Origin of the sequence: Enterobacter sp. ENT03, assembly GCF_019218745.1 — a bacterium.
Taxonomy (GTDB): Bacteria; Pseudomonadota; Gammaproteobacteria; order Enterobacterales; family Enterobacteriaceae; genus Enterobacter_D.
Window position 1 is genome coordinate 1 of record NZ_JAHUXA010000011.1, and the last position, 25,684, is coordinate 25,684.

The window sequence follows — 25,684 nt, forward strand, 5'->3', positions numbered from 1 at the left end:
AGTCCACTGCATAAATCTACGTCACAGGCTGCAAGCCTGAGGCCGGGTACGGCATGTGGACTGCATGGCAGAAAGAACCGGCCGGTTCTTTGTGCACGGGAAGCATAATACAAGGCCGGGTAAGGCGTAAGCCGCCACCCGGCAATAAATCCTTATTTCACCGTTCGGCCCTTATAAAGGCCAGTGCTCTGTTCACCGGGATCAGCACCCACGCTTGCGGCGTGCTTCACGCCCGTTACAGGTCACTACCGCGGACATTGCGCGTGCCGGGCCTACAGGGTTACGGTGGGCGCAAACCGTTTGAGCGCCAGCGCCGCTGCGCCCTGCGCGCCGTTAAATGCCGATGAAGAAGCGGCAATAAATCGCACGGCATCGTGCGGTAACGGACGGCGAAGATGGGCGCGCGTTGCCGCAATCAGCGCGTCACGCGGGAAGGCGGCCATGTCCATCACGCCGCCGCCCAGCATCACCGCATCGGGATCGAACAGATTAATCGTGGTGGCGATAGCCCGTGCGGCATGCTCCAGTAATGCCTGGGTAAACGGCGCATCGCTGGCATGGATAAAGAGATCGCCTATGTCGTAGTCCCGCGGCTGTTGTTCGTACCAGCGTGTTAACGCGAGGCCGGAGCAGACCGTTTCCAGACAGCCTGCGTTGCCGCAACCGCAGCGTAACAGCCGGTCTCCCTGCGGAATATGGCCCAGTTCACCCGCAACACCGTGTGCGCCAGTCCACGGCGCGCCGTTAAGCCAGATCGCAAAGCCCATTCCGGTGCCCAGATAAGCGCCCAGCACTTCCCTGTCCTGCAAACCGTTGACCTGGACATCCCAGGAGAGTTGCAAATTGACGTCACGGGAGAATTCCACCGGGCAACCGAGCGCGGCTTCGAGTTTACCGGCCAGGCCATTAACATCGCTGGCGGTCAGCGGCAGATTCGGCGTGGAAATAATCGTGCGTTTGTCTTTGCCGACCAGTGCCGGAAAACCCATCACCAGACCATGACACTGCGCGTGAAACTGATAAAGCTGCTGGGTAAGCAGGGCGCCGATGCCAGCCACCACGCCATCGGCAATCACCTCTGCGGTGCGGCGCTTCTCGCAGTGCAGCACGTTGCCACTGATTGATTGCAGGCAGAAGCGGATATGGGTTGCGCCCATATCCACTCCCGCCACGACGTTATGCCGTTCGCGCATGAGGGGAGCCCTCGTTTTTCGCCGCCATGATCTGGGCGGTCATCAGGGTCCAGGCGTCGGCAATATTATCGGCGTGGTTAAATAACCCGGAGGTGCCGACGATAAAGACATCGGCGCCCGCTGCCATTAACTGCGCGTAGGTGGCCTGGTTGCAGGAACCGTCGATTTCGATTTCAAAGTGCAGTCCTTCGCGCTCGCGCCAGGCTTTCAGTTCGCCGATTTTACCCAGCATTTCCGGGATAAACGGCTGCCCGGCAAAGCCGGGATCAACCGTCATCACGGTGATTTTATCTGCTTTATGGACATAGTATTTCAGCGCCTCCACCGGGGTTTCCGGATTAAGGATCAACCCGACTTTCATACCGAGGCGGCGGATCTCGTCGATCAAGCGGAAAGCCTGGCCGTTGATGGTTTCAGGATGCAAGGTGATGTAATCCGCTCCGGCGCGAGCCAGGGGGGCGATGTGATCCTGCGGGCGGGTGACCATCAGGTGACAGTCCAGCGGCTTGCTGGCGAGTTTCTTCACCTGGCTGACAAAGAACGGCGACAGGGTCAGATTGGGCACAAAGTGACCGTCCATAATGTCGATATGAAAGTAGTCCGCGTGGCTGTCTATAAACTCGATCTGCTCTTTAAACTTCAACAGATCCATGCACATCAAAGAGGGGGAGATTTTCATTGCAGACTCCTTACTTGCTAATCAACCGGTCGAGCGCGACAGCGGCAATAATCAGCCCGCCCATCACCACAAGCTGGTAGTAGGTTTGTACCTGAAGGATATTTAGCCCGTTATTGATGGTGCCGATAATCAGGCCGCCAATAACGACTGAGAAGATACGGCCCTTGCCGCCGAAGAAACTGGTGCCGCCGATGATGGCGCTGGCGATGGCGTAGGTTTCAAAGCCCATGCCCGCAAGGGGTTCGGCAGCACCGAGACGCGCGGTAGAAACCACCCCCGCCAGCCCCGCGCAGATACCAGAAATAATAAACACCACCAGGATGTGAAACTTGACGTCGATACCGGAGTAATAGGCCGAATTCTTGTTGCCACCGAGGGCGTAAATATTGCGTCCGAGCCGCAGACGGGTGGTTAAGAACCACAGCAGCAGCGCCACCGAAAGTGAAAAAATCACCGGCACAGGTATGCCGATCACGCTGGCGGCAAAGAAATTCACAAAATCAAAAGAGAAGCCGTAGACCGAATTGGCGTCGGAAATCACCAGCGTGATGCCACGGAAAATGGCGTTGGTGCCAAGCGTGATAATAAACGGGTGCAAGCCGGTCCAGTTTACCAGGCAGCCGTTAATCGCCCCCAGCGCGCCGCCGACCAGCACGCCGCCAATTAACGCCGCGAGGATCGGATCAATTCCTGCAAGCATCAGTTTGGCGGTGACCATACCGGAAAGCGCGAGGATCGCCCCCACCGACAGGTCTATGCCCGCCACAAGAATGGCAAAGAATTCCCCCATGCCGATCAGCACCGTCACCGAACTTTGCACGAGGATCTGCGTGATGTTATTGGTGGTGAGAAAGTATTCCGGCGACAGCGAGCCGAAGATCACCACGATGATCGCAAGAATAAAGAAGGTGCCGTATTTATCCCAGAAAAGGGCGAAATTAAACGGTTTTTTCTCACTCATGTCGCTTTTCACTCCTGGGGTAATGCCCATGTCATGATCTCCTCTTCGCTCATGTCGTCGCGATTGCTCAGGATTTTCGTCAATCGCCCTTCGCAGAACACGGCGATACGGTCACAGACGGCGATAATTTCAGGCAGTTCAGATGACACCATCAGGATGACTTTTCCCTGATCGGCCAGCCCACGCATCACTTTGTAAATTTCAGCTTTGGCACCCACGTCAATCCCGCGCGTTGGCTCATCGAAAATAATCACTTCCGGCTGGCAGCACAGCCATTTAGAAATCAGAACCTTTTGCTGATTGCCGCCGGACAGTTCGCCAATATTCTGGTCAACAGAGTGGCATTTCAGTCCCAGCATGACGCGCTGCGCTTCGGCAATTTTTCGTTCTTCGGATTCATCAAACCGCCCCATCGCGCCTTTGTAGCCACCGCGTTTCAGGCCGTGACTGACGGCGATATTCTGCGCAATAGAAAAGTTCGGAAAGAAGCCATTCTCCCGGCGGCTTTCGGTGATGTAAGCCATACCTTTTTTCAGCGCGTCGAGCGGCGATGTGGGGGAGATCTCCTTACCATTAAGATAAATTTGCCCGGCCGCGCGTTTATCCACGCCGAATAAGCAGTTCATCAGCTCCGTGCGCCCGGATCCCACCAGCCCCGCAAACCCGAGTATTTCGCCGCGATTGACGCTAAACGAGATGTCGCGCACCCGCTTTTTGTCGCGGCTGGTGACGTTTTTCACTTCAAAAACGGTATCGTGCTCAATGTTGCCGGTACTTTCCTTCATGGCGTTAAAGCGATTTTGCAGTTCTCGCCCCACCATCAACCGTACTATGTCGTCGGCGGAAACCTCGCTGACGAGGCCGGTGGCTACGCTACTGCCGTCTTTCATCACCGTGTAGCGGTCACAGATACGGCGAATTTCTGCCAGCTTGTGCGAAATATAAACAATCGCCGTGCCTTCTTTGCGCAGCTGATTCATGATCAGAAAAAGATAATCCACCTCTTTATTGGTCAGCGATGAGGTAGGTTCATCCATAATAATGACTCTGGCATCAAGCATTAATGTTTTAGCGATTTCGAGCATTTGTTTATGGCTGATGGAAAGATTGGCTACCTTTTCGTCTAAATCAATTTTTAAACCGACACGTAATAACATCATTGCCGCGCGTACCCGCATTTCACGCCAGTCAATAATATTCACACCGCACACACTTTTGGTGGGGTGTCGGCCAATATATAAATTCTCCAGCACGGTTAATTCATCAATGACGCTCAGTTCCTGATAAATAATTCCGATGCCAAGCTTCGCTGCAAGTTTATGGTCAAGCTTGTCATAGTTAATATTATTGACAGTAATAGTGCCGCGGGTCGGCTCATGGATACCGGATAATACTTTCATGAGCGTAGATTTACCGGCACCATTTTCACCAAGTAACGCATGAATTTCGTGGGTGTAAATAGTTAAATCAACCGACTTTAATGCGTGAACCGGTCCAAAAGATTTGCCGATCCCCGCCATCGATATATATGGCGCGACCATAAATCACCTTATTGTCCAGGCCGGATAAGCGTAAGCGTTATCCGGCATACTTACCGGATCACTTCGTAACCAGAATCGAATCGACCAGCGTAAACTGCGGGGCGTTATCCAGCGGGATCACCTTGCCGGTTTTCGCCGCGGCAATCAGCAGTTGCAGGCCGGTGGCGCCAATGTTGGCCGGGTTTTGCGCCACGGTGGCCGTCATCTGGCCACTGTCCACCATTTTACGGGCTTCCGGAATACCATCGGTGCCGACGACCAGCACCTTGCCGGTTTTACCCGCATTGGCGACGGCTTGCGCCACGCCCATGGCCATGGTGTCGTTAGCACAGTAAAAGGCTTTCAGGTTCGGATTGCGTTGCAGCACGTTGGTCGCAACATCCAGGGCTTTAATGCGATCCCAGTCGGCGGGCTGGCTGGCAACCAACTGAATTTGTTTCGCTTTTTTGAAGGCCTCTGTGGCGCCATTGCGGCGCGCTTCACCAGACGCATTCCCCGCTTTGCCTTCAATAATGGCGACATCGCCGCCGGCCGTCCCCAGCCTTTCGATAATGAACTCTGCGCCTTTTGCGCCTACCGCGACGTTATCGGTCGTGACGAAAGCTTCAACGTTACCACCTGCTTTTTTCAGGTTATCCATATCGATTTTTTCATCGAGATTAACCAGATAAATACCTTTCTTCCAGGCACTGGCGACAGGCATGACCAGGTTTACCGATGACAGCGGGGCAAAAGCGATACCTTTATATTTTTTATTGCTCAGGTCTTCGAAGAGTTGTAATTGCGACTGGAAATCCCCTTCCGAGGGCGATGCAAAAATATCGACACTGACGCCCTGTTTTTTTGCTTCGTCTTCAATTCCTTTTTTCATATCCACCCAGAACGGATTAGATAATGTTTTTAATACCACAGCATAGTCGGCGGCAGCGAAGGCGCTACTGGAGATCATTAAACCTACGGCGGCGCCGCTGAATAGTTTCAGAAGTTTATTCATAGCAGTGTTCTCATAGTAGGGGGGATGCGGTTGATCCCGGTATAGTTAGAACAACCGCTTATTTTTTTTACTTCATCGGTCACGGCGGAAAAAATCAACAATAGCGCCGGTCTTTTCCATATTTAAGGTTGCCTGTTTACTATCTTGCTGGGCAACGGAAACAAAAAAAGCATCTAATAATGTTAATTGTAATATTCTTGCTGAAGCATTTCTGCCCAGCAAGGGAGTCTCTGGTGCTGGCGAACAAATAATGAAATCAGCCAGTTTTGCTATCGGCGAATGGTAGCTGTGCGTAATACAAATAATTTTCGCACCATTTTTTTTCGCCAGCTCAACGGCGGCTTTTAAATCGCCGGTGCGTCCGGAATGCGACACGACCAGCACGACATCTCCTTCCTGGAGTAAGGCGGCGGACATCATCATGATGTGCGCATCCTGATAAGCATGGCAGCGTACACCGATGCGTAGCAGCTTGTGATGGATGTCGGCGCAGATGGCGTTAGATCCGCCGACACCATACAGATCGCGCTGTTTTGCCTTAAAGAAAAAGCGCGCTGCACGGTGGATTTCATCGACGTTAACTATCGACTGACCTTCCATAATGGTGCGCAAGGTAATATTGAAAACCTTGTTTACGACGTCCTGTGGCGCTTCATCAAACGACAATTCAGCGGGCAACACCTGTTCAGACTGCGAGAAATAATTAATCAGAGTGCTACGCAGGTTACGAAAGCCACTGAAACCGAGCAGCTTTGAAACCTTTACAATCATGGCTTCCGATACCATCAGGGCTTCGGCGACATCTTTAATCGCCGGGGCTTCACTAAGATTTCCCGGCGTCAGCAACCATTCCACGATGCGACTTTCATTTTCCGTCATCCCTTCCTGCTTCATGCGCAGATAGGGTGCGATGCCGATGCCGTTAGGGCGTCCCTGATCAAACTCTGACTCACTCATGGCGTTCTCTTGTCCATAACAATGAAGACGACACTATATCACCACATCCTGAGCGGGAAATATGCTGGATACTTCACAAAAATATTAAATTCATAAAGTTTTGTGTTTGGTGAAGTATGCTTGTAAAACACTCAATTTAGTTTTCTATTTTATATTTTAAAATCAATCATTTAATAATGTTTGGCGCGGGGTTTCTGGCGAAGGTGGTGCGCTGTACGATAAAAAACGACATTGCTTTGTGAAATTCGGCGGTGTAGAACAGGGCTAATCCCGGTGTTTTTGTGGTTTTATTCAACAGTTAACCGGTCAAAAATCACAAAAATCACCGGGACCGTAAAGTTTGCTCATTTAAAAGGCGATATAGATGAAGGTGATAGCATTAGGTTGTGATCATGTGGGCTTTATCCTGAAAGCGGAGATAGCGGCGCACCTTGCAGGGCGGGGCATTGCGGTGATGGATAAAGGCACCTGGTCAACGGAACGCACGGATTATCCACGTTTTGCCAGCGCGGTGGCTGAAGCTGTGCTGAGGGGAGAGGCAGACGGCGGCATTCTAATGTGTGGTACGGGGGTGGGGATTTCTATTACGGCCAATAAATATCCCGGCATTCGTGCCGTGGTGTGCAGCGAACCTTACTCCGCGCAGCTTTCGCGAGCCCATAACAACACCAATATTCTGGCATTCGGCTCGCGGGTGGTGGGACTGGAACTGGCAAAAATGATCGTTGATTGCTGGCTGGATACGGAATTTGAAGGCGGCCGCCACCAGAACCGCGTCGAGGCCATTGCTGCCGTGGAAAAGCAGCAACGGATTTAAGCGGGCGGTTAGTACATTTCCAGCTGGGTACCCCGCGGCAGCGCCAGCAGGCGTTCGCCGCAGGTGAGAAGAAGATCGATGCCCAGCGGGATGGCGTGCAGGCGATCGGCCAGCGCATGAACGATGCAGGCGGGCAGTTGCGGCGCGATCATGCGCTCCTCATAAATGCCTTGCCCGGTCAGGCGCAGCATACGGCCACCGCTGAGTCCGGCAACCTGAACGATCAACGTGATGCGGGTGGCAGGTTGCGCGGCGGCAGCGGCGAAAAGAGCGTCCAGTTCGGTGGCGCTGAGGGCGTCATCCGCCAGCGCCAGCGTGGCTAACTGGGGCTGTTCTGTCAGTGCCGCACGGGTATGCAGGCGCAGGTTCTGGATCACGAAATCGTTATGCAGCGGGGCTGACAGCCACACCGGGGTGTCGGGATCGGCCAGCGTCAGCAGGGCGCTGTTGGTTGCCAGATTGAGGGGCTGCCAGCCATGCTTCAATTGGTGCAGGGCGACGATGACGCCCGGCTCACTCATGGCTTTTAATAAACGACGAAAACTGTGCTGCGCGTCCTGCACGTGATTATTCAGGGTAGTCGTGGAAGGCATTCAGTGCTCCATAGTGAATTCGATCATGTCGGCGCGGTTGAGACTCACGGAGTACTCCGTCGCGTTTTCTTCGCCGGCACGGTGATTATGGGTCCGTACACACAGCAACGGCGCCATGTTAGGGATTTCCAGCAGGTTGCTCTCTTTCGCTTTGGCCTGGCGGGCGCTGATCCGCGTCCGGATGCGGGTGAGCGTCAGGCCAAGTTTTGCCTGCAAAAAATCATGCAGCGAGCCGCTGGAGAAGGTTTGCAGCGTCGGCCACAGGGCCAGATCGGCAAAATAGTGATCGATAAGGCACAGCGGGGTGCCATTGACCCGGCGCAGCGTGCGCAGGTGGATCACGTTCTCGCCCTCCTTAATGCCAAGCGCTTGCGCGATATGGTCAGAGGCCGGGCGCAACACCGCCAGCAGCTTTTCGCTGGTCGGATGGCTGCCCTGATCGAGCAGATTCTGACTAAAACGCGCCTGGGCGTTCAGCGGGTAGTCGAACGGACGTATCAGCAAACGTGTCGTGCCGTGGGTCGGGTTGGACATGGTCATCATCATCAACGCTCCGGATGCAGGGCTTACGCAAAATACGCGCGCCTTGATTCCGCAACAGCGCACGTGATGCTGTCAGAGTGGCAAGGAAGTGTGACGTTTCGGTTAACGGGAGATGACGGAATAATGAAGCTGGCAGACGGGAAGGTGCGGGCGGGAGTCGCAGTCTCTCCCGCCGCCGGGGATCAGTTCTTTTTCACGAACTCAGATTTCAGTTTCATCGGGCCAAAGCCGTCGATTTTGCAGTCAATATTATGATCGCCTTCCACCAGACGGATGTTCTTCACTTTAGTGCCGATTTTCAGCATTGAAGAACTGCCTTTCACTTTCAGGTCTTTCACGACCGTCACGCTGTCGCCATCGGCCAGCAGATTGCCGTTAGCATCTTTAACGATCAGCGTGTCGCTGTCATCAGATGCGCTGGCGTCGTTCCACTCGTTCGCGCATTCCGGGCAGATATACATGCCGTTGTCTTCATAGGTGTATTCAGAATTGCATTTTGGGCAGTGGGGAAGTTGCATGATGTTTCCTCAATAAGAAGGCTAATGGGGGTGGAAGTCCGTCCACCGAAAAATGGCAGGCTGCCAAAAAGGTCGAAGATTGTACACCAAATCCTTACTCTTGTCGGTGCTATTCTTTTTTCACTAAAAGTGACCCAGTTGACACACCCTGTCAGGCAGTTAAGCCATGCTTAACAAGTGAGGTGTACGGATGCATGTATAGCGGCTAATTTTCATTATTGTCAGGCGGAAATTGCCACTCAGAACCAATTCATATATGGTGAGATCACGCATCCGGCGTTATTAAAAAGCAGCTTTCGGCACCCGCTCTGTCTTCTGTCGAAGTCGGCGCATTACCTCTCAATTTGGGTGGGTAAATAAATGAAGATATATCCTGGTTATTCTCAAAACGGGTCTACGCGCTGTCACTTTAGTTTCTGTGAGACATAAAGTAACTCGCTGATCTGCTTCATAAATTAGAATTTTTATACTGAGTCTTGTCAGGTAGTTATCTTTTTTCAGATATTTTTCCACGCGTAATTAAAAAAGCCGACACTACATTAAACAAACCGCTCGGCTAAATAAAAGTTATAAAAATTTGCGTTAAGGAAAGACTTTTATCATGCACACACAGACAATTTTCGAATTAAGCCAGGAAGCAGAAAGGTTGTTGCAGCTTTCCCTGCATAATCTTCATTCGTTAAAAACGATGCCCGTGGCACCGCTTGATGATGCACTGATTACCGATATTAACAACGCTTCTAATGTTCATCCTTTGCATTTCAGCGCGCGTGGTATTGACGCCCAGCAGGCGACCCTGAGCAACGAATTGCGCAAAATTACCCGTCTGGAGATGGTGCTCGCTATCGTCGGTACCATGAAGGCCGGTAAATCCACCACTATTAACGCCATCGTCGGTACGGAAGTGTTGCCTAACCGCAACCGCCCGATGACCGCACTGCCGACACTGATCCGCCATACGCCAGGGCAGAAAGAGCCGGTGCTGCATTTTTCCCACGTCGGCCCTATCGATACGCTGACCCAGCAGTTGCAAATGCGGCTGTTTGGCGTCGATCGCGACAAGCTGGCGCAGAAGCTGGAAATTGATAAGGACATGCAGACGCTGCTGGACCGCATCCGGCAGGGCGATGCCTTTGATAAGCACTATCTGGGCGCGCAGCCGATCTTTCACTGCCTGAAAAGCCTTAATGATCTGGTGCGCCTCTCTAAAGCGCTGGATGTCGATTTCCCGTTTTCTTCTTATACCGCGCTGGAGCATATTCCGGTGATTGAGGTGGAGTTTGTGCACCTCGCCGGGCTGGAAAAAAACATGGGTCAGTTGACGTTGCTGGATACGCCGGGGCCGAACGAAGCCGGTCAGCCGCATTTGCAGCAGATGCTGAAAGAGCAGCTGGCGCGCGCCTCGGCGGTGCTGGCGGTGATGGATTACACCCAGTTAAAGTCCATTTCCGATGAAGAAGTGCGTCAGGCGATTGCTGCTGTCGGCAAGTCGGTGCCGCTGTTTGCGCTGGTGAATAAGTTCGATCAGAAAGATCGCAACAGCGATGATGCCGATCAGGTGCGAACGTTGATCGCCGGTACGCTGATGAAAGGGCAGATTTCACCGACGCAGATTTTCCCGGTTTCCTCAATGTGGGGGTATCTGGCCAACCGCGCGCGGCATGAGCTGACTCATCGCGGCAAACTGCCCGATCCTGAAGAACAACGCTGGGTACAGGACTTCGCCGAAGCGGCCCTCGGTCGCCGCTGGCGGCTGACCGACCTGGATGACAGTGCGCATATTCAGCACGCCGCCGAGCTGCTGTGGGAAGACTCGCTGTTTGAACAGCCGATCCACAAATTGCTGCACGCCGCCCATGCCAATGCCTCGCTGTACGCGCTGCGTTCCGCTTCACACAAGCTGCTCAATTATGCCCAGAGCGCCCGCGAGTACCTGGATTTTCGCTATCAGGGGCTGACCGTGGCGCTGGAAAAGCTGGAGCAGAACATCGCCCGGCTGGAAGAGGACACCCGGCTACTGCACGCTTGCCAGGAGCAGGTCAGCGACGAAGTGAATCATGAAGTGGAGGACGCGCTGGCCGCCGCCGATCTGTTCATCAATGCCGAGCAGACGACGATTATCAGCGAGATCGACCACTATTTTATCAACAGCACTCGCTCAGCCGAGGCGGGGCTTATCGATGCCGACGAGGAGTTTGGCGTCGGCAAACTGGTGCTGGACGATGAAAGCCAGGCGCAGGTGGCATTAAGCAAAATCCGCTCGGCCTGCGAGGTGATTTTGCTGGCGGCGCAGGATCGCATCAGCCGGGAGCTGGCCCAGCGTTTCGATCAGCTCGAGTACACCCTGACGCGCGCATTAAACGATGCGATGCGCCCGATTGAAACCCGTATAAAAGAAGAACTGAGCCACGCCGGTTTTCGCGCCCGCATCAGTTTACCGGCGTTTCAGGCCAGTACGCTGAACTTCAACACCCGGCAGCTGTTCGTCGATGCTATCGCCACCGAAGATATTCCCGCCGGGCAGTCGCGGGTCAGCGGCGTGCGTGACAGCATGTCGCGCTGGCTGAACAATCCCGGCTGGGGCTGGAATGATTTTGTCGTCACCCGCACCCGCTACGTGATTGACGTCGCCTCGCTGCATCAGAACTTAGTGAATCACGTGGCACATTTTTGCGCGCAGATCCGTAAAGCGCTGGCGGCGCAGGTGGATGTCTCTGTGAGCGCCGGGATGGCGACCTTTTTTGCTGAGTTTTCTCACAGTTTGTCAGGATTACAGGAAAGCCTGCGTGACAGCCTGGCTATTCGCCAGCAGAATGAATCGACCACGATGGCGCTGCGTCAGCACCTCCGGCAATGCATCACCACAGCGAACTGGATCCACGAAGATGCTCGTCTGCTGCGCGATGATATTCAAACCCTGTTTGCGGCAGATCAACCATGAAAAACCGACTTCTTGACGGACCCGGGCAGACGCTGGAGTGCATCCAGCCAAAATTTATTGTCGATCTGGTACAGGGCATTGATGCCCCTCGTCATGCGCAGATCGTGCCGCAGCAGCAGGTCTTCCGCGAGCGGCTGACGCAGGAGATCATGACCCAGACGCAACTGCGTCCGTGGGCGATGTCCGGCATGTACCATGAGAACGACGCGCTACGTCTCGGGCTGGTGGAGAAACTCGCCAGCATGTTTGATCCGGGCCAGCTGGCGCTGGCGCGCATCACCCAGCGGCTGACGGTGTTGCAACAAAACGTCGAACGCCGTCCGGGGCTGACTGCCGCGCTGCAAAAACAGTATGACGATCTGCTGGCGCATTTCAGTCTGCGTGCCGCCTCGAAAGAAAAAGCCCTGACCCAGCGCGGGCTGATGGTGCAGGCCGGATTACACAGTGAGCAGATTTTTACCCGCTGGCGCGCCGGAAAATATGACGGCTGGTCGCTGGCCGGGCGCTGTTTCATCGCGCTGGAAGAGCTGCGCTGGGGGCCGTTTGGCGATGCCTGTCGTTTGACCCGCCCGGAAGTCTCCAGTCTGCTGAAAGACAATCTGCGTATTATGGCCGCCGACTTTATGGCGCAGGGGATTGGCGCATCGCCGGCGACCCGTCATTTCTATCATCAATGGTTAACCACGCCGTCCACGCCGGGTCTGATGGACAATAAAGATCTGCTGGGCTGGATGGGGGACTGGTGCGATGCCGATCGTCATCCGGTGTGCTGGTCGGTGACGCAAAACTGGCAAACGGTGGCGCTGGGTATGCCGCGACTCTGTTCTGCAACGCGCCTGGCAACGGCGCTGGTGGAAGAAGTGTTTAGCGAGGGTATGTAATTCCCCTCCCGCCAGGCGAGAGGGGAAGAATACGTTAGTGATGCAACGACTCCGCCGCTTTTTCCTGCTCAACCGCTGCCGACTGCTGCGGATTACCATAACGCTTCGCATACAGCGCCGTAATGATCGGCACCAGAATCGCCGTCACAATCACACTGGCTGCCACCAGCGCCGTGGCCGATGCCGCAACCGGTTCGAATGCCGGGTTAATCTGCGCGATAATCACCGGGTTTGCCACCGCCGCACCTGCTGCTGATGACGCTGCTACCCCCGCCGTACCGTTACCCCCGCCAATCCAGCGGTCTGCCAGGATAAGCGGAATACCGGTAATGATAATGACCGCCACGCCCAGGAAGATCCCCAGCAGGCCCGTATTCATGATCACATTCAGGTTGATGGTGTTACCCAGCGCGAAGCCGAAGAAGGGGATCAGCACCGGAGTGGCTTTGCTGAAGAACGCACGGAAATCGTGATCAAGGTTGCCGAGGGCAAAACCAATCAGGAACGGCAGGACCGCGCCAATGAAATGATGCGGTTCAAACGAGGCCAGACCGGCAGAACCGAGGATCACCATGGTCATCAGCGGACCGGATTCCAGCGACATCAACACGAAAGCGCCAGACTCTTCTTTGGTGCCGTACTGGTTCATCAGGCTGGCGTACAGCCCGCCGTTGGTCATGTCCATCGCCGAGACGATAGCCAGTACCGACAGCCCGGCAAAGAAGCCCGCTTCAATGCCGTGTTCCGGAATAAAGGTGGCGGCAATCATTGCCACAATCCATGCGACGGCAATTTTTGTGAGCACTAACGTACCGGATTTGCGCAATACCGTGCCGGTGGCGCGTAAATCAATGGAAGCGCCAATACAAAAGAACCACACCGCCAGAATAGGTACGGTACCGGTAATCATTCCTTTAGTGAATGAACCAAAATAAGCACCGGTATCCGGTGCCAGGGTATTTAAAATGGCACCCAGCAGCAGGGGAACCAGCATCATCCCGCCGGGGATGCGTTCGATCGTGGCCTTGATTTTCATTGATGATCCTCACGCTTCATCGCGCCATGCACGGCAGAGAAGCTAAAAAATGTAAAATTAATAAATTCAATAAGATAATTCGCTGATGAGCCGGTTTGTGCTCATCGCGGGGATCGCGTTATATGCCGACAGGTGCCGCCAGTGCTTTCCTCTTAACGTGTGCCTGGCGCTATCATGCGATCATCGGAATATTGATTCAATGAAAACGAAACAGTGTTTTAGTTATGTAGATCACATATTTCACGTAAAGTTTCTTAATGGCTCCAGATATTAAAAAGCCTGTAAATGAGATGTAAAAAGAAGGTGTTGTTTGGCAGGGAAGAAAGAGGTTTGAGGATCACCTTAATCCCAGAAAAAATGGGGATTTGTCAGCAATTGGTAAATATGTGTGAAGTTGATCACCGTTTTAAACCCTGTTAGGGTTACGAGGTCATTAACTGCCCGAACAGGCGTCAACAGGTTTGGCTGTCCAGACTTTAGCCAGCTTACGTAACCAAACCTGCTACGCTTGATATATAAGAACGCAACCACCCGACAACCATTTAATGCGCAGTGTAATGACGACCGTTTTTACGCTTTCGTTGGCTGTGCGTTCAGGGCAAAGTCCATGAGGATAAAGGATGTTAAAAAGGAAAAAAGTAAAGCCAATTACGCTGGGTGACGTGACCATTATTGATGATGGGAAACTTCGCAAAGCGATCACCGCCGCATCGCTGGGTAATGCGATGGAGTGGTTTGATTTCGGTGTTTATGGGTTTGTTGCGTATGCGCTCGGTAAGGTCTTCTTCCCGGATGCCAACCCCAGCGTACAGATGATTGCTGCGCTGGCGACCTTCTCTGTTCCCTTCCTTATTCGCCCGCTGGGCGGATTGTTCTTCGGCATGTTAGGCGATAAGTATGGCCGTCAGAAAATACTCGCCATGACGATTGTCATCATGTCCGTCAGTACCTTCTGTATAGGTCTGATCCCGTCTTATGCCTCTATAGGTATCTGGGCGCCGATCCTGCTGCTGCTGTGTAAAATGGCGCAGGGGTTCTCGGTCGGTGGCGAGTACACCGGGGCGTCGATCTTTGTGGCGGAGTACTCCCCTGACCGTAAGCGTGGCTTTATGGGCAGCTGGCTGGACTTCGGTTCTATTGCCGGTTTTGTGCTCGGCGCGGGCGTAGTGGTGCTGATCTCAACGGTAATTGGTGAAGAGAACTTCCTCGACTGGGGCTGGCGTCTGCCGTTCTTCCTGGCGCTGCCGCTGGGTCTGATTGGTCTGTATCTGCGTCATGCGTTAGAAGAGACGCCGGCATTCCAGCAGCATGTCGATAAGCTGGAGCAGGGCGATCGTGAAGGGTTGCAGGACGGGCCGAAAGTCTCGTTTAAAGAGATTGCGACCAAGCACTGGCGCAGTCTGCTGGCCTGTATTGGTCTGGTGATCTCCACCAACGTGACCTACTACATGCTGCTGACCTATATGCCAAGCTACCTGTCGCATAACCTGCATTATTCCGAAGATCATGGCGTGCTGATTATCATCGCTATCATGATCGGTATGTTGTTTGTGCAGCCGGTGATGGGCCTGCTGAGTGACCGCTTTGGCCGTCGTCCGTTTATCATTCTGGGCAGCGTGGCGCTGTTCTCGCTGGCGATCCCGGCGTTCATTATGATCAACAGTAATATCATCGGGCTGATTTTTGCTGGTCTGCTGATGCTGGCGGTGATCCTGAACTGCTTCACCGGCGTCATGGCCTCATCGTTACCCGCGATGTTCCCGACGCATATCCGTTTCAGTGCGCTGGCGAGTGCCTTTAATATTTCGGTGTTGATCGCGGGTCTGACGCCAACGCTGGCCGCGTGGCTGGTGGAAAGCTCAGAGAACCTGATGATGCCGGCCTATTATCTGATGGTGGTAGCGGTGATTGGTTTCATTACCGGTATTACTATGAAAGAGACGGCGAATCGCCCACTGCGCGGCGCGACGCCTGCTGCATCGGACATTCAGGAAGCCCGTGAGATCCTGCGTGAGCATCACGATAATATCGAACAGAAAATCGAAGATATTGATCAAGAGATCGCCGAGCTTCAGGAGAAGCGTACCCGTCTGGCGCAGCAGCATCCGCGTATAGACGAGTAACGTCTTTTTCCGCCCTCTTCTGTGGAAGAGGGCGGATGATCAACATCCCGCCGCAATAACATCCCCGTTCGCACTTACCGGTATCACCGTTAAACACAGCACCGCCGCAAACAGCGTAATCGCGATCCCACCGACGATTTTCAGCAATGATGACCAGAGCAGGGGTTACGCCGCGTTAAGGTAGCGGGTTAACTGGCGCTGATGGTAGCGCGCCAGCAGCAAGACCGTGGTCAGCGCGCCCAGCAAGGCGCAGAACATGTCTGACTGGGTATCCCACGGATCGCCCTGGGTGCCGAGGAAATCGTCTGCGCCCTGGCCCATCGCCAGCGCCGCCCACCATTCGATCAGCTCATACATGGCGCTGATCGCCAGCGCAATGCAGCACACCACAAAGCCGAGCATTTTACGCCCGCGCACAAAGGCGCCGCGCACCAGGATCTCCCGCGCCGCCAGCGCAGGCACCAGCCCCTGGAAAAAGTGACCGAGTTTGTCATACGGGTTACGGCTGAGTCCCAGCCACGCCTGCACCTCAAAGCCAATCGGTACTTTCGCGTAAGTGTACATACCCCCGACCATCAGAATAATGGCGTGGAAAAAAATCAGCGTATACAGCAGCGGCGTCAGGGGATAACGCGCATGGGTGGCCCACAGCAGCGGCACGAGGATCAGCACCGGCGTGACTTCCATCAGCCAGGTAATTTTATCGCCGGCGTAAATACCGGTGTAGACAACAATCAGCGCAAGCAGCAGGGCAGCGAGTTTTAAGCGTGAGGATGGCATGGGTTTTCATCCGAATGAAAACCTTAACTATTGACCGGAACGGCGGCGGAAACAACCTGAAAATAACAGGGGCCGTGGCCGGCCCCTGGGGATACATCAGAACGATTTGTTTAAACGCAGGCTGAAGGTGTGCGCCTGGTAAGTATCGCTGGCCTGCACGTCGTAACGGGCTTCGAGCGTCAGGTCATGGGCGCTGTACAGCGTAGAGCCAACTGCCAGCCCTGCCATGTCCTTCACCGGTGATGCGCCTTTGGTGGTGAACTGGGTTTCACCCAGGGTATCCGCCACGTAGGAAGCATGGTTGCTCATGCGGCGGTTATCGTATTGATGGATCCAGGAGAGCTGCGCGAACGGCGTCAGCGCACCCAGACGGGTATCAAACGTTTTCTGCACGCGAGCACCAATATCACTGATCACCGACTTGGAGTGCGATGCATCCACGTCCAGCGCCATGCCGTTGCCACCGCTTTCCTTATAGTCATCAATATGCTGATAGCTGTAAGCCAGCGCGGCCAGCGGCGTGACCACCACCTGCGCAGGCAGCGTCAGCGGATAACCGACTTCACTTTGCAGCGTGACGGACTGACCGTTGAATTTGCCCTTCGCCGTGCCGGAGAAGCCGGTGAAATCTGCGCGACGTACCGAGTCATAGTTCTGACGGTTCACCGCGGCAGACAGGTTCAGGAACCACGGATTGCCGGTATAAGCTGCATAACCGATCACCCCGTAGTTATCCGCGGTGGAGGTGTTGCCGCTGAGGTTATCTTTGCCGTGCACCGAGGTATTGCTGTAGTTCATGGCCGCACCCACACGCCAGGCGTCGCCAAGGGCGCGATCGGCACCGAGGACCAGCCCGCCGAATTTCGCACTATAACCGCTCACGTCGTCGGTACTGTCCTGACGGGCATAACCGCCGAACGGCTGGCCCCAGACGATCCAGTTGCTGTAGTCATCACCGGTGGAAACGCCGCTGGCACCCGCGGTTTGCGGATTGCGAACGGTATCCATGTGATTACCCACCACTGACATCGCTGAACTATTGGCCACGCCGGTTGCGGTGCTGGCGCTGATGCTTTGCCCGGTGGACAGACGCTCACCGACGCGGTTCGCTTCCTGTTCACCGTCAATGGCCAGCGAGGCGTTATACAGCTCAAGCAGCTGTGGGGAGATGCCGGAGTAATTTGCCAGACCGCCCAGCGATGCTGTGGCATTAGGCGTGGTCGCCCAGGCCGGAGCCTCTGGCTGCGGTTCCGCTGGTGGGGTAACGATCACAGGCGGCGTAACGATGACTGGCGGCGTTTCAACCGGCGGGGCGATCACGACCGGTGGCGTGGTCGGGGTCGTCACCGGCGGCGTAACGACCACCGGAGGCGTCACCACGACCGGCGGTGTCTCAACAGGTGGCGTCACGACTGGCGGCGTTACGACGACCGGCGGGGTTTTCAGCGTCAATACCAGCGCGCTGTTTGTACCGTCAGTGTATGTCGAGCCTTTCACCGTGCCGTCATAGCCCGCCGCGGTGTAATTCAGTGATTCGGCGTTGTAGTTCGTGTTAGTGGCGTTCGCATCGATCACCACATAACGCTGACCGGGTGCAAACTGATAGGTGTTGCCTGTACGCGCGAGGGAGATGCTGGAACCTGCATCAACCGTGGCAGCACCGGTGACATTCAGGCGACCATAGCTGCTGTCAGTGGCTTTATCGCCAGTGGCAATGGCGTCATCAGCCACGCCGAGGATCAGCGCACCGGCAGTGTTCTGGTGGTAATCACCGCTGATTGTCAGCGGGGCGTTCACCTGCAGGCTCGCGGCGTCGTTCACCACCGTGCCTTTGGTCATGATGTTGTCATTGAGCAGCAGAGCGCCGGAGCGGAAGAACACATCGCTGGCGCTCTCAATATTACCGATGCCGTTGGTGCCGGTCAGCACGCCCACGTTATTGCCCGTGCCGCCGAAAATATCCAGCGAGGTGCCGTTATCCGAGCGGATGTTACCCTTGATCACGCCGCTGTTGGTCAGCACCATACCGGAGCCGTTATTGCCCGAGGCATAGATCGCATAATTCCCACCAGTGATGGCGCCGTTATTAATCAAATTAAGCGTGGCGGTATTATTTTGATAGTTGTAGCTGTAGATCCCATAGAGGGGGCTACTGATTTCACCGTTATTAATGATCACGCTACTTGCGTTATTGTTAATACCCGCATTATTTTGGTTATACACACCGACAACCGCACCCGTAATGTTGCCGCTATTGGTCAGCGTTTTGATATACCCGGCATTCAGGATGCCATAAGCCGCGCCCTGGACAACACCTTCATTATTAAGCGTATTGATTAAATTCTGGTTATTGATCCCGGCGCTGTCATAGCCATAGCCATTGTTTGTGTTACTGGTAATAATCGTACCGGTGTTATGTAAGGTATCGATAACACCCTTATTATAAACTGCGGAATTATAATATGAGTGATTTGTAGCATTGTTATTACTGATCGTTCCGGCGTTATTCAGCGTGCCAATAGTGCCTTCATTCACCAGCGCATAAGACTGTGAACTAAAGTTTGAGCCATCGTTAGTTATTGAGCCGTTGTTATTCAACGTATCAACCGTAATACCCTGCATAACACCCAGTGCAGTACCGGTAGTGCTAACGGCAGAGCCCTGATCGGTAATAATTACCTGATTATAGGTGTTCGCAATCTGCACATCGGACTGCTGAGTGCTAATGATGTAATCACTCGAAATAGCGAGTGCGTGTGGTGCCAGCAGTCCTTGCGCGGAGGTTAAAGCAACCAGCAAAGAGCCTTGCTGGCAGAGACGTGATTTGTTCATGGTGTACCGTTGCGGTGTCGCGCTGTTTGTAAATAGAATGTGCAGGTGTTAACAATATTCAGATTAATCTGAATTTGGTTCCGGCGCAGAATACACACTTTGTTGCTAAAAAAACAATAAGCGGTGCTTAATTATTTATCGGCTGACATGTCGCTTTCTTTACTATTTAACTTAAGTCAATATCGGGCGGTCCGGGAAATGTGCATGAATCGTCGTAATAATCAATGGGTGTTATTGATTAGCATCATTTTATTGTTGAGCGGGTGTATTACTTCCGATCGACGGGAAAGCGCGGGCACATTTGCAAAAAAAAATGGGCTGGAGGCAAAAGATTTCGTTACAACCTGGATCCCGTTACGTGGCTGGCAACGTATCACCCCGCCGGTGACCCGTTTACGGGTGTATATCGAAGGGGATGGTTTTGCCTGGGTGAACCGCACGCGCCCGTCTGACGATCCCACGCCGCGTAACCCGGTGGGCCTGCAACTGGCAGCGGCGGATCCGTCAGCGAATGTGCTCTATCTGGCGCGGCCCTGTCAGTTTATTGGCCCGCCACTGCCCGCGCCCTGCCAGCCTGGCGTCTGGACCGATCAGCGTTTTTCCGCCGCGGTAGTGGAAGCGATGGACGCGGCATTAAGCCAGGTAAAAACCCAGTATCCGCAGGCGGAGTTTGAGCTGGTGGGTTATTCCGGCGGCGGGAATATCGCCGCGCTGCTGGCGGCCCGCAGGCAGGATGTACGCGCATTGCGCACGGTGGCGGGCAATCTGGATGTGGCTTATGTGAATGAGTTGCATCATGTTACGCCGATGCCGGATGCGCAGAGCGCCATCAATGTCGCCCCGTCGCTCAAAAACCTGCCGCAGATCCATTACAGCGGTGCCAGCGACAGCACCGTTCCGCCCGCTGTGGCTGTGCGTTTTCGTCAGGCGACGGGTCCACGCTGTACACAGGTGGTCGTGATCCCCGGCATGGATCACGGCGGAGACTGGGCAGCGGTGTGGCCGGAATTGCTGGGGAGGAAGGTGGGGTGTATCGGGAATGGCGATTAGCAGGAAAGGAATTAGCGGGATAAACAGCGCGATCGTTTTTTAAACGCCTTTGCGAGGCGCGCCGCAATCCGTACTGCTGTTTCCGCTTGCCGTCGATCGCGTCTGGCAGTAGCATCTTCCCGCACCTGCAAAATCAGGTGCCGGGATTGACCTCCTGAATTCTCTTGTTGGCGACATTGTTTTTTAATCGCACAGGAGTTGACCCGTTATGGTTGCTGTTCCCGATCAGTTTTTCCCTTTACTTACCATTCCCTTCACCGCAGACACGGATTTCACCGTGCTGGCGGATCACTGCGAGCATTTCGCCGAAGCGCTGATAGAAAGCGACGAGCCGGCGCTGCGCCTCGCCATGTGCGGGCGGCTCAATGCTTGTCTGACGCTGCTGCTACCCACCCTCAATGACGTTATTCCGCCACATCTGGTCCTTCAACTCACGGTGGATACCCCACCTGCGGAACCGCCGCGTTTTGAACCTGAATCTGACCTGCTGTGTGAATACTGCCTGACGTTAACGCGCGTACTGAACAGCCAGTCGCTGCCGCCGGATATGGAGAAAACCCTGGCCGGATTGCTGTGTGAACTGGTGTGGTATTTCGCCGACATTATGAAAGCGCCGCGTTGGGTGAAAGGTACAGAAGCGTAGCCAGCCGTAAAATCTTGCCGGGTTCATGTAGGCCCGGCAAGCCTGCGCCGCCGGGCAAGCAGAAGCTGAACAGGTAAGCTGTAATGACATTGACATTACAGTTGCTGTATAATTACTGTTCAGGCAGCTTGCGGAGGAAACATTATGCCAGCGACTCGCAGCGTTTCTGTTAAACGCGAAACACTAAATTTACGTATCAAGCCCGCCGAGCGCGAGCTTATCGATCGTGCGGCGAAAGCCAGGGGGAAGAACCGGACGGATTTTGTCCTTGATGCTGCCCGTGCCGCCGCCGAAGAAGCGCTGATTGAACAGCGCATTATCATGACCGACCCTGAAGCGTATCAGGAATTTATCATTCGCCTGGATCAGGCTCCTTCTCCGAATGCGGCACTGCGAAAAACCATGCAAACGCCCGCCCCATGGGAGCAGAAAAAATGATCACTGGCCCTGAGCCACTCCACGCCGGACACGAACTGTCTGCGTTCTGTTGCGGTGTGGAAGCTATGGATAACTGGCTGAAACAGCGGGCGATGAAAAACCAGCTCACCGGTGCATCGCGGACTTTTGTCTGTTGCGAAGATGCAGACGTAAAGGCGTATTACTCACTGGCATCCAGTGCGGTAGCTACACATGATGCACCCGGACGCTTCCGGCGTAATATGCCCGATCCAATCCCGGTAGTGGTTCTGGGACGTCTGGCAGTGGATAAGTCATGGCATGGCAAAGGATTGGGGCGGGCGCTGGTTCGTGATGCAGGATTAAGGGTTATTCAGGTTGCGGAACTCATCGGTATTCGTGGGATGTTGGTCCATGCACTCTCCGATGACGCAAGAGCGTTTTACCTGCGAACAGGCTTTGAGCCATCGCCGATTGATCCGATGATGATGATGGTGACGTTAGGGGATTTAGTGGAGAGCTTAACGCTAAAGGGTGAATGAAAGCGATCAACGGAAGTATAAAAAGCAAAAAACCCGCCATAGGCGGGTTCTTCTAAATAGTGGTGCCGGACTCGGAATCGTAATTTTTATTAAATATATGAAATAAATGTAAAATAATCATAATAACCTTAACTGTACCAACAAATGTACCATCAATTTATAAGTGTGATTTCAAATAAAGTCAATTATATTCAATTGGTTATGACAACATACCCTGCCAAACCTCACTGAGCAATCTTCAAGTCTGGACTGATTGTTCCGCTGCTTTTCCCTGCTCTATTCAATAGATTACCGTCACCAAATCCGATATGTTTACTCATAACATATCAAAGCGATAAGTAAAGCCAGAAGGATAGATGCCACATGACCAAAGCGGAGATCGCCAGCGCTGTTAATGAATGGTTCAACATTGAAAACTACAGCGTCCTGCAAAATTTGACAGTAGAACAGCTTTTCCAAGAGATAGAGAACAGGATTGTCGTCTATCGTATGGAACAATACCGGGCTGAGCTATCACCTGAAAATCTTCGCAGGCATCAGAAATATTACGAAGAGCTGATTGAAGGCAAGGTCGTGTTTGGTGATGTTTTCGGGGGGCCAGAAAAAAGACTGTCTTCCAGCTATGCCGTCAAGCCTGTAACACACCAAGGGCTATGGGAGATGGCGGGTTATGTGGCTGCTTTCGATAAATACGTTAACCCGGAAGGAAAACCCCTACCTCATATGGAAGTCTCGCATTATCTGAAGGAAGCTGGGGCAAACAACGAAGGGCTGATGCTGGTTCAAATTAATCTGGCAGAAACGTCACCCGAAGAAATCATCAATCACCTGAAGGTCATGGTTCCTGAGTGGAAAGAACAACTACAGGCTCCTGAGCCTCCAGCCAGAGATTTTCGCTTTGGGGTCAGCAACCTTAAGAGAATACTCGATTACAACATCATTCCCATCATGGATTTGCTGTTCTGGGCGCAGGATGAAGAGGTCAGGATTGGTATGCCGCAACTGACCAGCTTTTTATACCCTGATGAGTTCAAGGACGGTATCCGTGATGTTGATAAGGTGAAATCAACAGATCATCCGCTGGCAGTAAAATATCTGACAAAGCTTGCTCACTATCGGTCTTTTGTCGATTTTACATATAGATATGATGACAGAAGGCACTGGAAGGTTCAGGATCTGATCAGAGAGGAACTTGGTAAGGATGAGCAATCCGGTCAGGACTGATCTTCCAAGAGGCGGTGTGCTGCGCAATGCAAATATCGCCTATATACTCGTGATACTTCAAATTGCATGTTGCTCTTGCAGCATTGTCCCCACAAGGCTTGGCACACGTCACTGACCAAACATGCATCTTCAAGTTTATCGTGTATATTCACCTAAGCTGAACATACCCTGTTTTTTCTCTTTCAAAAATCTGCGTAAAAAACTTCTTCTCGAACGTCCCTCTTAAATCACAAGAAAAACCCATACAATTATCTCATCGAACAACACAGGAGATAAATATGGTTCAAATCAAAACAGATAAACATCCCAAGCTCATTCGTTTACCTGAGGTAATGAACAGAACTGGATTCGGGAAGACATGGATATATGAGCTTATTAAAGCGGGTTGCTTTCCCGCACAGATAAAAACAGGTGTAAGAGCAATCGCCTTTATTGAAAGTGAGGTGGATGCGTGGATTGAACGAGCTATTCAGACATCACGAAAACAAGCAGTTTAACAAATATTATCTATATAATGATCTAAGGAGGTTTTATGTAAACATAAGAAAATAAAACTGTTGTAAATAATATCCCTTACCAAAATCATACAGATTTCTGTAGGGGGACGTTCACTTAAAAATAAAGAAGGAAATAAAAATGAGTAAAGCAATAACAGAAGTCCATGAAATCAAAGTTTACAATGAACCTACCAGATTATTCCTTGTAAAGTCATTTTATTGCTATGAGCTTTATATCAGTAATATGCAGGAGTACATGGGCGATAGATTTGTTAAAATGGTTGAAGACAGAATATATATGGATGATGTTTTTGACAAGGTAATAGAAAACAGTAAGGAAGGATTTAATAAGTTTCTTAAGGAGTGTAAAAGCTCAGGCTCTCTCAGAGATGTTTTATTCGATGAGGTCAAAGTAAATCTGAGACATATGCATAACGTTATTTTTAACTCAAACTAATGGTCATGTGATCAGTATATGGCCCCGCAAGGGGCTAATAATCAACTCAATAAAGGAACATTTAAATGAATGATAATATTGCAATATCAGTAAGTCTGCTATGTGAGCAAACACCTGAAGTATTCTGCACCATCCAAGCAAGCGTCAGTACGTTCATTGCGCTATGTGGGTATTCAGCAGAGGAAGTAATGGATGATGAAAACCTGACAGACGCACTGAACAGATATGTTAATAACGAGCTTGTCAGTGAAATGGATTTAAGATACGGATCAGTGATCATTAATCTGGTTTATAAAAAGTAGTTATCTGTTTATCCCTATTTCGGGGATAAATAAAATAAGTCAAACAAATATGTAAAAATGAGGATTAATTATGTCTAAAGAAACTGTAGTAACAAATAAGTCTACACAGATGTTCCTTGATCTTGCTATAAGATCATTGGAGGCAAGCTGGAAGCTTTTTCAGGAAGTGAATGGAGATGGAGACGCTAATGACTATCTTGATGATCCTGATTTCATGAGTCCATTTATTATGAACATCATTGACCATATTCAGAATAACTTTGAGAGATTTACAACCCAAGAAGGTGATAGTGGGAGTATTAATGAAGTTAACTTCGAGCAGATTGCTGTTGTGTTGGTGTGCCATTCAGAACGATTCAGGAAATGAGTTCTAAAAGTTGCCCCGCAAGGGGCTAACTAAAAAACAGTAAATAAAAACAGGAGCCAAAAATGATTGATGAATTTCATGTGATGTATATGTATAAAAAAATCCAAGCAGAAGCTGCTACTACCGACATCAAAACACTGGAACAGCTTTTGAAGAAGTTCCGCAAAGTTGTTGCGGAGCGTCGGGAAGAATGCTATCACGAGATTGGTGAGAAGAAGGCACAAAAGCTAAGGGCAGAAAGATTACAACGGTTGCTTAAGAAAATGGAGCGTGATCGTGTATCACCCCATGAGTTATAAAATAAAACCACCATATTGGTAATATACTGCCAGTATGGTAGTTTTATTTTAGATGGAAAATTTTCGGCACTTTGTCGCTGATGCATTAAAATCAGAAGATATACCAGAAAGTTGTTCAAGACTCTGTTCAACAGAACGTTGGAACTCAAGAGCAGCTTCTGTACGCTGTTTTATGACGAGAGCGAAGAGTTCATCAGGTGTTTTTTCTAATAAAGTTTTTCTGTAGAGCATGGATTCCTGAACCTTCTCAAGGCTCTTGGATGCAAGAGCCGATGCATGGCTAATAGGATTAAGTTCTTCAATAAATTTTTCAAACAGTGATTTTTTCTTTCGGTCTAATCTAAGGAGATCAGTGTGCGCAGATTTAAATTCTTTTGCTTCAATCAAGGGGGAGCCATTGGTTCTTAATCTGCGATATTCATCTCTGTATTCAGACATCGTTGGATATTTTTTTAATGCTTTGATGGTGTTCAGATACTGAATTAAATCATTATTGTCTAATTTTACTTTTCTCATAT

Annotated in this window: 26 protein-coding genes and 2 pseudogenes; 14 read left to right on the top strand and 14 right to left on the bottom strand. The window is 52.1% G+C overall.

All coding sequences use genetic code 11. The annotated features are described in order from the left end of the window. Positions 1–272: 272 nt before the first annotated feature. The 6 genes from alsK to alsR all read right to left on the bottom strand — a co-directional run bounded on the left by alsK (position 273) and on the right by alsR (position 6,325). Positions 273–1,193, bottom strand: a complete 921-nt coding sequence (gene alsK, locus KW828_RS14265; protein WP_218336970.1) for an allose kinase — start codon at positions 1,191–1,193, stop codon at positions 273–275. After that, entirely contained in the window at positions 1,177–1,872 is a 696-nt protein-coding gene (alsE, locus tag KW828_RS14270) for a D-allulose 6-phosphate 3-epimerase (protein ID WP_218336971.1), read from the bottom strand. Before alsE ends, alsK begins: the two co-directional genes overlap by 17 nt. 10 nt (positions 1,873–1,882) lie before the next feature. Continuing rightward, positions 1,883–2,863, bottom strand: a complete 981-nt coding sequence (gene alsC / locus KW828_RS14275) for a D-allose ABC transporter permease (RefSeq protein ID WP_218336972.1) — start codon at positions 2,861–2,863, stop codon at positions 1,883–1,885. Next, positions 2,842–4,374 (bottom strand): D-allose ABC transporter ATP-binding protein AlsA, encoded by a 1,533-nt coding sequence (gene alsA, locus KW828_RS14280; protein WP_218336973.1) that lies wholly within the window; start codon positions 4,372–4,374, stop codon positions 2,842–2,844. The genes alsC and alsA overlap by 22 nt, the downstream gene beginning before the upstream one ends. Positions 4,375–4,432: 58 nt before the next feature. After that, positions 4,433–5,368, bottom strand: coding sequence for a D-allose transporter substrate-binding protein (gene alsB, locus KW828_RS14285; RefSeq protein ID WP_218336974.1), 936 nt, complete (start codon positions 5,366–5,368; stop codon positions 4,433–4,435). Positions 5,369–5,440: 72 nt separating this feature from the next. Beyond that, positions 5,441–6,325 carry a D-allose utilization transcriptional regulator AlsR gene (gene alsR, locus KW828_RS14290; protein WP_218336975.1) on the bottom strand — a complete coding sequence of 295 codons (885 nt, stop codon included), beginning with the start codon at positions 6,323–6,325 and terminating at the stop codon, positions 5,441–5,443. Positions 6,326–6,689: 364 nt separating this feature from the next. Between alsR and rpiB the strand changes: the two genes are divergently transcribed. Then, positions 6,690–7,142: a bifunctional allose-6-phosphate isomerase/ribose-5-phosphate isomerase RpiB gene (gene rpiB, locus KW828_RS14295; RefSeq protein WP_218336976.1), complete on the top strand. Its 453-nt coding sequence runs from the start codon at positions 6,690–6,692 to the stop codon at positions 7,140–7,142. An 8-nt stretch (positions 7,143–7,150) separates the two neighbouring features. Here the strand turns inward: rpiB and phnH are convergent, their stop codons facing one another. From phnH to KW828_RS14310, 3 genes and pseudogenes are all read right to left on the bottom strand, one after another. Further along, positions 7,151–7,735, bottom strand: a complete 585-nt coding sequence (gene phnH / locus KW828_RS14300) for a phosphonate C-P lyase system protein PhnH (RefSeq protein WP_218336977.1) — start codon at positions 7,733–7,735, stop codon at positions 7,151–7,153. Then, positions 7,736–8,239 (bottom strand): annotated as a pseudogene (phnF, locus tag KW828_RS14305) (phosphonate metabolism transcriptional regulator PhnF); the annotation flags it as partial. Positions 8,240–8,460: 221 nt separating this feature from the next. After that, on the bottom strand, positions 8,461–8,796 hold the full coding sequence (locus KW828_RS14310; RefSeq protein ID WP_218336978.1) for a zinc ribbon domain-containing protein YjdM: 336 nt from the start codon (positions 8,794–8,796) through the stop codon (positions 8,461–8,463). A gap of 601 nt (positions 8,797–9,397) precedes the next feature. Between KW828_RS14310 and crfC the strand changes: the two genes are divergently transcribed. Then, positions 9,398–11,737, top strand: coding sequence for a clamp-binding protein CrfC (crfC, locus tag KW828_RS14315; protein ID WP_218336979.1), 2,340 nt, complete (start codon positions 9,398–9,400; stop codon positions 11,735–11,737). Continuing rightward, positions 11,734–12,618: a YjcZ-like family protein gene (locus KW828_RS14320; protein ID WP_218336980.1), complete on the top strand. Its 885-nt coding sequence runs from the start codon at positions 11,734–11,736 to the stop codon at positions 12,616–12,618. Before crfC ends, KW828_RS14320 begins: the two co-directional genes overlap by 4 nt. 34 nt (positions 12,619–12,652) lie before the next feature. Here the strand turns inward: KW828_RS14320 and kdgT are convergent, their stop codons facing one another. After that, positions 12,653–13,654, bottom strand: a complete 1,002-nt coding sequence (gene kdgT, locus KW828_RS14325; protein ID WP_088220495.1) for a 2-keto-3-deoxygluconate transporter — start codon at positions 13,652–13,654, stop codon at positions 12,653–12,655. Between the two features lie 620 nt (positions 13,655–14,274). On the opposite strand from kdgT, the gene proP reads away from it, so the two are divergent. Continuing rightward, positions 14,275–15,777 (top strand): glycine betaine/L-proline transporter ProP, encoded by a 1,503-nt coding sequence (gene proP, locus KW828_RS14330; protein WP_088220496.1) that lies wholly within the window; start codon positions 14,275–14,277, stop codon positions 15,775–15,777. 39 nt (positions 15,778–15,816) lie between these two features. On the opposite strand, the pseudogene KW828_RS21935 reads toward proP, so the two are convergent. The 3 genes and pseudogenes from KW828_RS21935 to KW828_RS14340 form a co-directional block, all read right to left on the bottom strand. Next, positions 15,817–15,924, bottom strand: a pseudogene (locus tag KW828_RS21935) (nickel transporter); the annotation flags it as partial. Positions 15,925–15,942: 18 nt separating this feature from the next. Then, on the bottom strand, positions 15,943–16,557 hold the full coding sequence (locus KW828_RS14335) for a DUF2238 domain-containing protein (protein WP_218336981.1): 615 nt from the start codon (positions 16,555–16,557) through the stop codon (positions 15,943–15,945). A gap of 96 nt (positions 16,558–16,653) precedes the next feature. Then, positions 16,654–19,389, bottom strand: coding sequence for an autotransporter outer membrane beta-barrel domain-containing protein (locus KW828_RS14340; RefSeq protein ID WP_218336982.1), 2,736 nt, complete (start codon positions 19,387–19,389; stop codon positions 16,654–16,656). Between the two features lie 204 nt (positions 19,390–19,593). Between KW828_RS14340 and KW828_RS14345 the strand changes: the two genes are divergently transcribed. From KW828_RS14345 to KW828_RS14390, 10 genes are all read left to right on the top strand, one after another. After that, a complete protein-coding gene (locus KW828_RS14345; RefSeq protein ID WP_371316128.1) occupies positions 19,594–20,439 on the top strand; it encodes an alpha/beta hydrolase in 846 nt (281 codons plus the stop codon). A 208-nt stretch (positions 20,440–20,647) separates the two neighbouring features. Then, positions 20,648–21,082, top strand: a complete 435-nt coding sequence (locus KW828_RS14350; RefSeq protein WP_218336984.1) for a hypothetical protein — start codon at positions 20,648–20,650, stop codon at positions 21,080–21,082. Between the two features lie 144 nt (positions 21,083–21,226). Continuing rightward, entirely contained in the window at positions 21,227–21,520 is a 294-nt protein-coding gene (locus KW828_RS14355) for a DUF1778 domain-containing protein (protein WP_218336985.1), read from the top strand. Continuing rightward, positions 21,517–22,020: a GNAT family N-acetyltransferase gene (locus KW828_RS14360; RefSeq protein ID WP_218336986.1), complete on the top strand. Its 504-nt coding sequence runs from the start codon at positions 21,517–21,519 to the stop codon at positions 22,018–22,020. Before KW828_RS14355 ends, KW828_RS14360 begins: the two co-directional genes overlap by 4 nt. A gap of 363 nt (positions 22,021–22,383) precedes the next feature. Continuing rightward, positions 22,384–23,244, top strand: a complete 861-nt coding sequence (locus KW828_RS14365) for a DUF6387 family protein (RefSeq protein WP_218336987.1) — start codon at positions 22,384–22,386, stop codon at positions 23,242–23,244. 278 nt (positions 23,245–23,522) lie between these two features. After that, positions 23,523–23,741, top strand: coding sequence for an AlpA family transcriptional regulator (locus tag KW828_RS14370; RefSeq protein WP_112548291.1), 219 nt, complete (start codon positions 23,523–23,525; stop codon positions 23,739–23,741). A 139-nt stretch (positions 23,742–23,880) separates the two neighbouring features. Next, on the top strand, positions 23,881–24,198 hold the full coding sequence (locus KW828_RS14375; protein ID WP_038424694.1) for a hypothetical protein: 318 nt from the start codon (positions 23,881–23,883) through the stop codon (positions 24,196–24,198). A gap of 65 nt (positions 24,199–24,263) precedes the next feature. After that, positions 24,264–24,500 carry a hypothetical protein gene (locus tag KW828_RS14380; protein ID WP_163334754.1) on the top strand — a complete coding sequence of 79 codons (237 nt, stop codon included), beginning with the start codon at positions 24,264–24,266 and terminating at the stop codon, positions 24,498–24,500. Positions 24,501–24,570: 70 nt separating this feature from the next. Further along, positions 24,571–24,867, top strand: a complete 297-nt coding sequence (locus tag KW828_RS14385) for a hypothetical protein (protein ID WP_218336988.1) — start codon at positions 24,571–24,573, stop codon at positions 24,865–24,867. Positions 24,868–24,929: 62 nt separating this feature from the next. Then, positions 24,930–25,166 carry a DNA-binding protein gene (locus KW828_RS14390; protein ID WP_218336989.1) on the top strand — a complete coding sequence of 79 codons (237 nt, stop codon included), beginning with the start codon at positions 24,930–24,932 and terminating at the stop codon, positions 25,164–25,166. Positions 25,167–25,214: 48 nt separating this feature from the next. On the opposite strand, the gene KW828_RS14395 is transcribed toward KW828_RS14390, so the two are convergent. Next, on the bottom strand, positions 25,215–25,682 hold the full coding sequence (locus KW828_RS14395; RefSeq protein WP_156866242.1) for a DUF4756 family protein: 468 nt from the start codon (positions 25,680–25,682) through the stop codon (positions 25,215–25,217). Positions 25,683–25,684 lie beyond the last annotated feature (2 nt).

Excerpts from the sequence above, each read along its gene's own strand:
- KW828_RS14355 (WP_218336985.1), top strand. The coding sequence starts at position 21,227 with ATGCCAGCGACTCGCAGCGTTTCTGTTAAACGCGAAACACTAAATTTA.
- KW828_RS14345 (WP_371316128.1), top strand. The coding sequence starts at position 19,594 with ATGAATCGTCGTAATAATCAATGGGTGTTATTGATTAGCATCATTTTA.
- KW828_RS14375 (WP_038424694.1), top strand. The coding sequence starts at position 23,881 with ATGAGTAAAGCAATAACAGAAGTCCATGAAATCAAAGTTTACAATGAA.
- KW828_RS14365 (WP_218336987.1), top strand. The coding sequence starts at position 22,384 with ATGACCAAAGCGGAGATCGCCAGCGCTGTTAATGAATGGTTCAACATT.
- KW828_RS14320 (WP_218336980.1), top strand. The coding sequence starts at position 11,734 with ATGAAAAACCGACTTCTTGACGGACCCGGGCAGACGCTGGAGTGCATC.
- KW828_RS14395 (WP_156866242.1), bottom strand. The coding sequence starts at position 25,682 with ATGAGAAAAGTAAAATTAGACAATAATGATTTAATTCAGTATCTGAAC.
- KW828_RS14310 (WP_218336978.1), bottom strand. The coding sequence starts at position 8,796 with ATGCAACTTCCCCACTGCCCAAAATGCAATTCTGAATACACCTATGAA.
- alsB (WP_218336974.1), bottom strand. The coding sequence starts at position 5,368 with ATGAATAAACTTCTGAAACTATTCAGCGGCGCCGCCGTAGGTTTAATG.
- KW828_RS14370 (WP_112548291.1), top strand. The coding sequence starts at position 23,523 with ATGGTTCAAATCAAAACAGATAAACATCCCAAGCTCATTCGTTTACCT.
- KW828_RS14350 (WP_218336984.1), top strand. The coding sequence starts at position 20,648 with ATGGTTGCTGTTCCCGATCAGTTTTTCCCTTTACTTACCATTCCCTTC.
- alsC (WP_218336972.1), bottom strand. The coding sequence starts at position 2,863 with ATGGGCATTACCCCAGGAGTGAAAAGCGACATGAGTGAGAAAAAACCG.
- alsE (WP_218336971.1), bottom strand. The coding sequence starts at position 1,872 with ATGAAAATCTCCCCCTCTTTGATGTGCATGGATCTGTTGAAGTTTAAA.
- KW828_RS14390 (WP_218336989.1), top strand. The coding sequence starts at position 24,930 with ATGATTGATGAATTTCATGTGATGTATATGTATAAAAAAATCCAAGCA.
- KW828_RS14340 (WP_218336982.1), bottom strand. The coding sequence starts at position 19,389 with ATGAACAAATCACGTCTCTGCCAGCAAGGCTCTTTGCTGGTTGCTTTA.
- KW828_RS14380 (WP_163334754.1), top strand. The coding sequence starts at position 24,264 with ATGAATGATAATATTGCAATATCAGTAAGTCTGCTATGTGAGCAAACA.
- alsR (WP_218336975.1), bottom strand. The coding sequence starts at position 6,325 with ATGAGTGAGTCAGAGTTTGATCAGGGACGCCCTAACGGCATCGGCATC.
- KW828_RS14335 (WP_218336981.1), bottom strand. The coding sequence starts at position 16,557 with ATGCCATCCTCACGCTTAAAACTCGCTGCCCTGCTGCTTGCGCTGATT.
- proP (WP_088220496.1), top strand. The coding sequence starts at position 14,275 with ATGTTAAAAAGGAAAAAAGTAAAGCCAATTACGCTGGGTGACGTGACC.
- kdgT (WP_088220495.1), bottom strand. The coding sequence starts at position 13,654 with ATGAAAATCAAGGCCACGATCGAACGCATCCCCGGCGGGATGATGCTG.
- alsA (WP_218336973.1), bottom strand. The coding sequence starts at position 4,374 with ATGGTCGCGCCATATATATCGATGGCGGGGATCGGCAAATCTTTTGGA.
- alsK (WP_218336970.1), bottom strand. The coding sequence starts at position 1,193 with ATGCGCGAACGGCATAACGTCGTGGCGGGAGTGGATATGGGCGCAACC.
- crfC (WP_218336979.1), top strand. The coding sequence starts at position 9,398 with ATGCACACACAGACAATTTTCGAATTAAGCCAGGAAGCAGAAAGGTTG.
- rpiB (WP_218336976.1), top strand. The coding sequence starts at position 6,690 with ATGAAGGTGATAGCATTAGGTTGTGATCATGTGGGCTTTATCCTGAAA.
- phnH (WP_218336977.1), bottom strand. The coding sequence starts at position 7,735 with ATGCCTTCCACGACTACCCTGAATAATCACGTGCAGGACGCGCAGCAC.
- KW828_RS14360 (WP_218336986.1), top strand. The coding sequence starts at position 21,517 with ATGATCACTGGCCCTGAGCCACTCCACGCCGGACACGAACTGTCTGCG.
- KW828_RS14385 (WP_218336988.1), top strand. The coding sequence starts at position 24,571 with ATGTCTAAAGAAACTGTAGTAACAAATAAGTCTACACAGATGTTCCTT.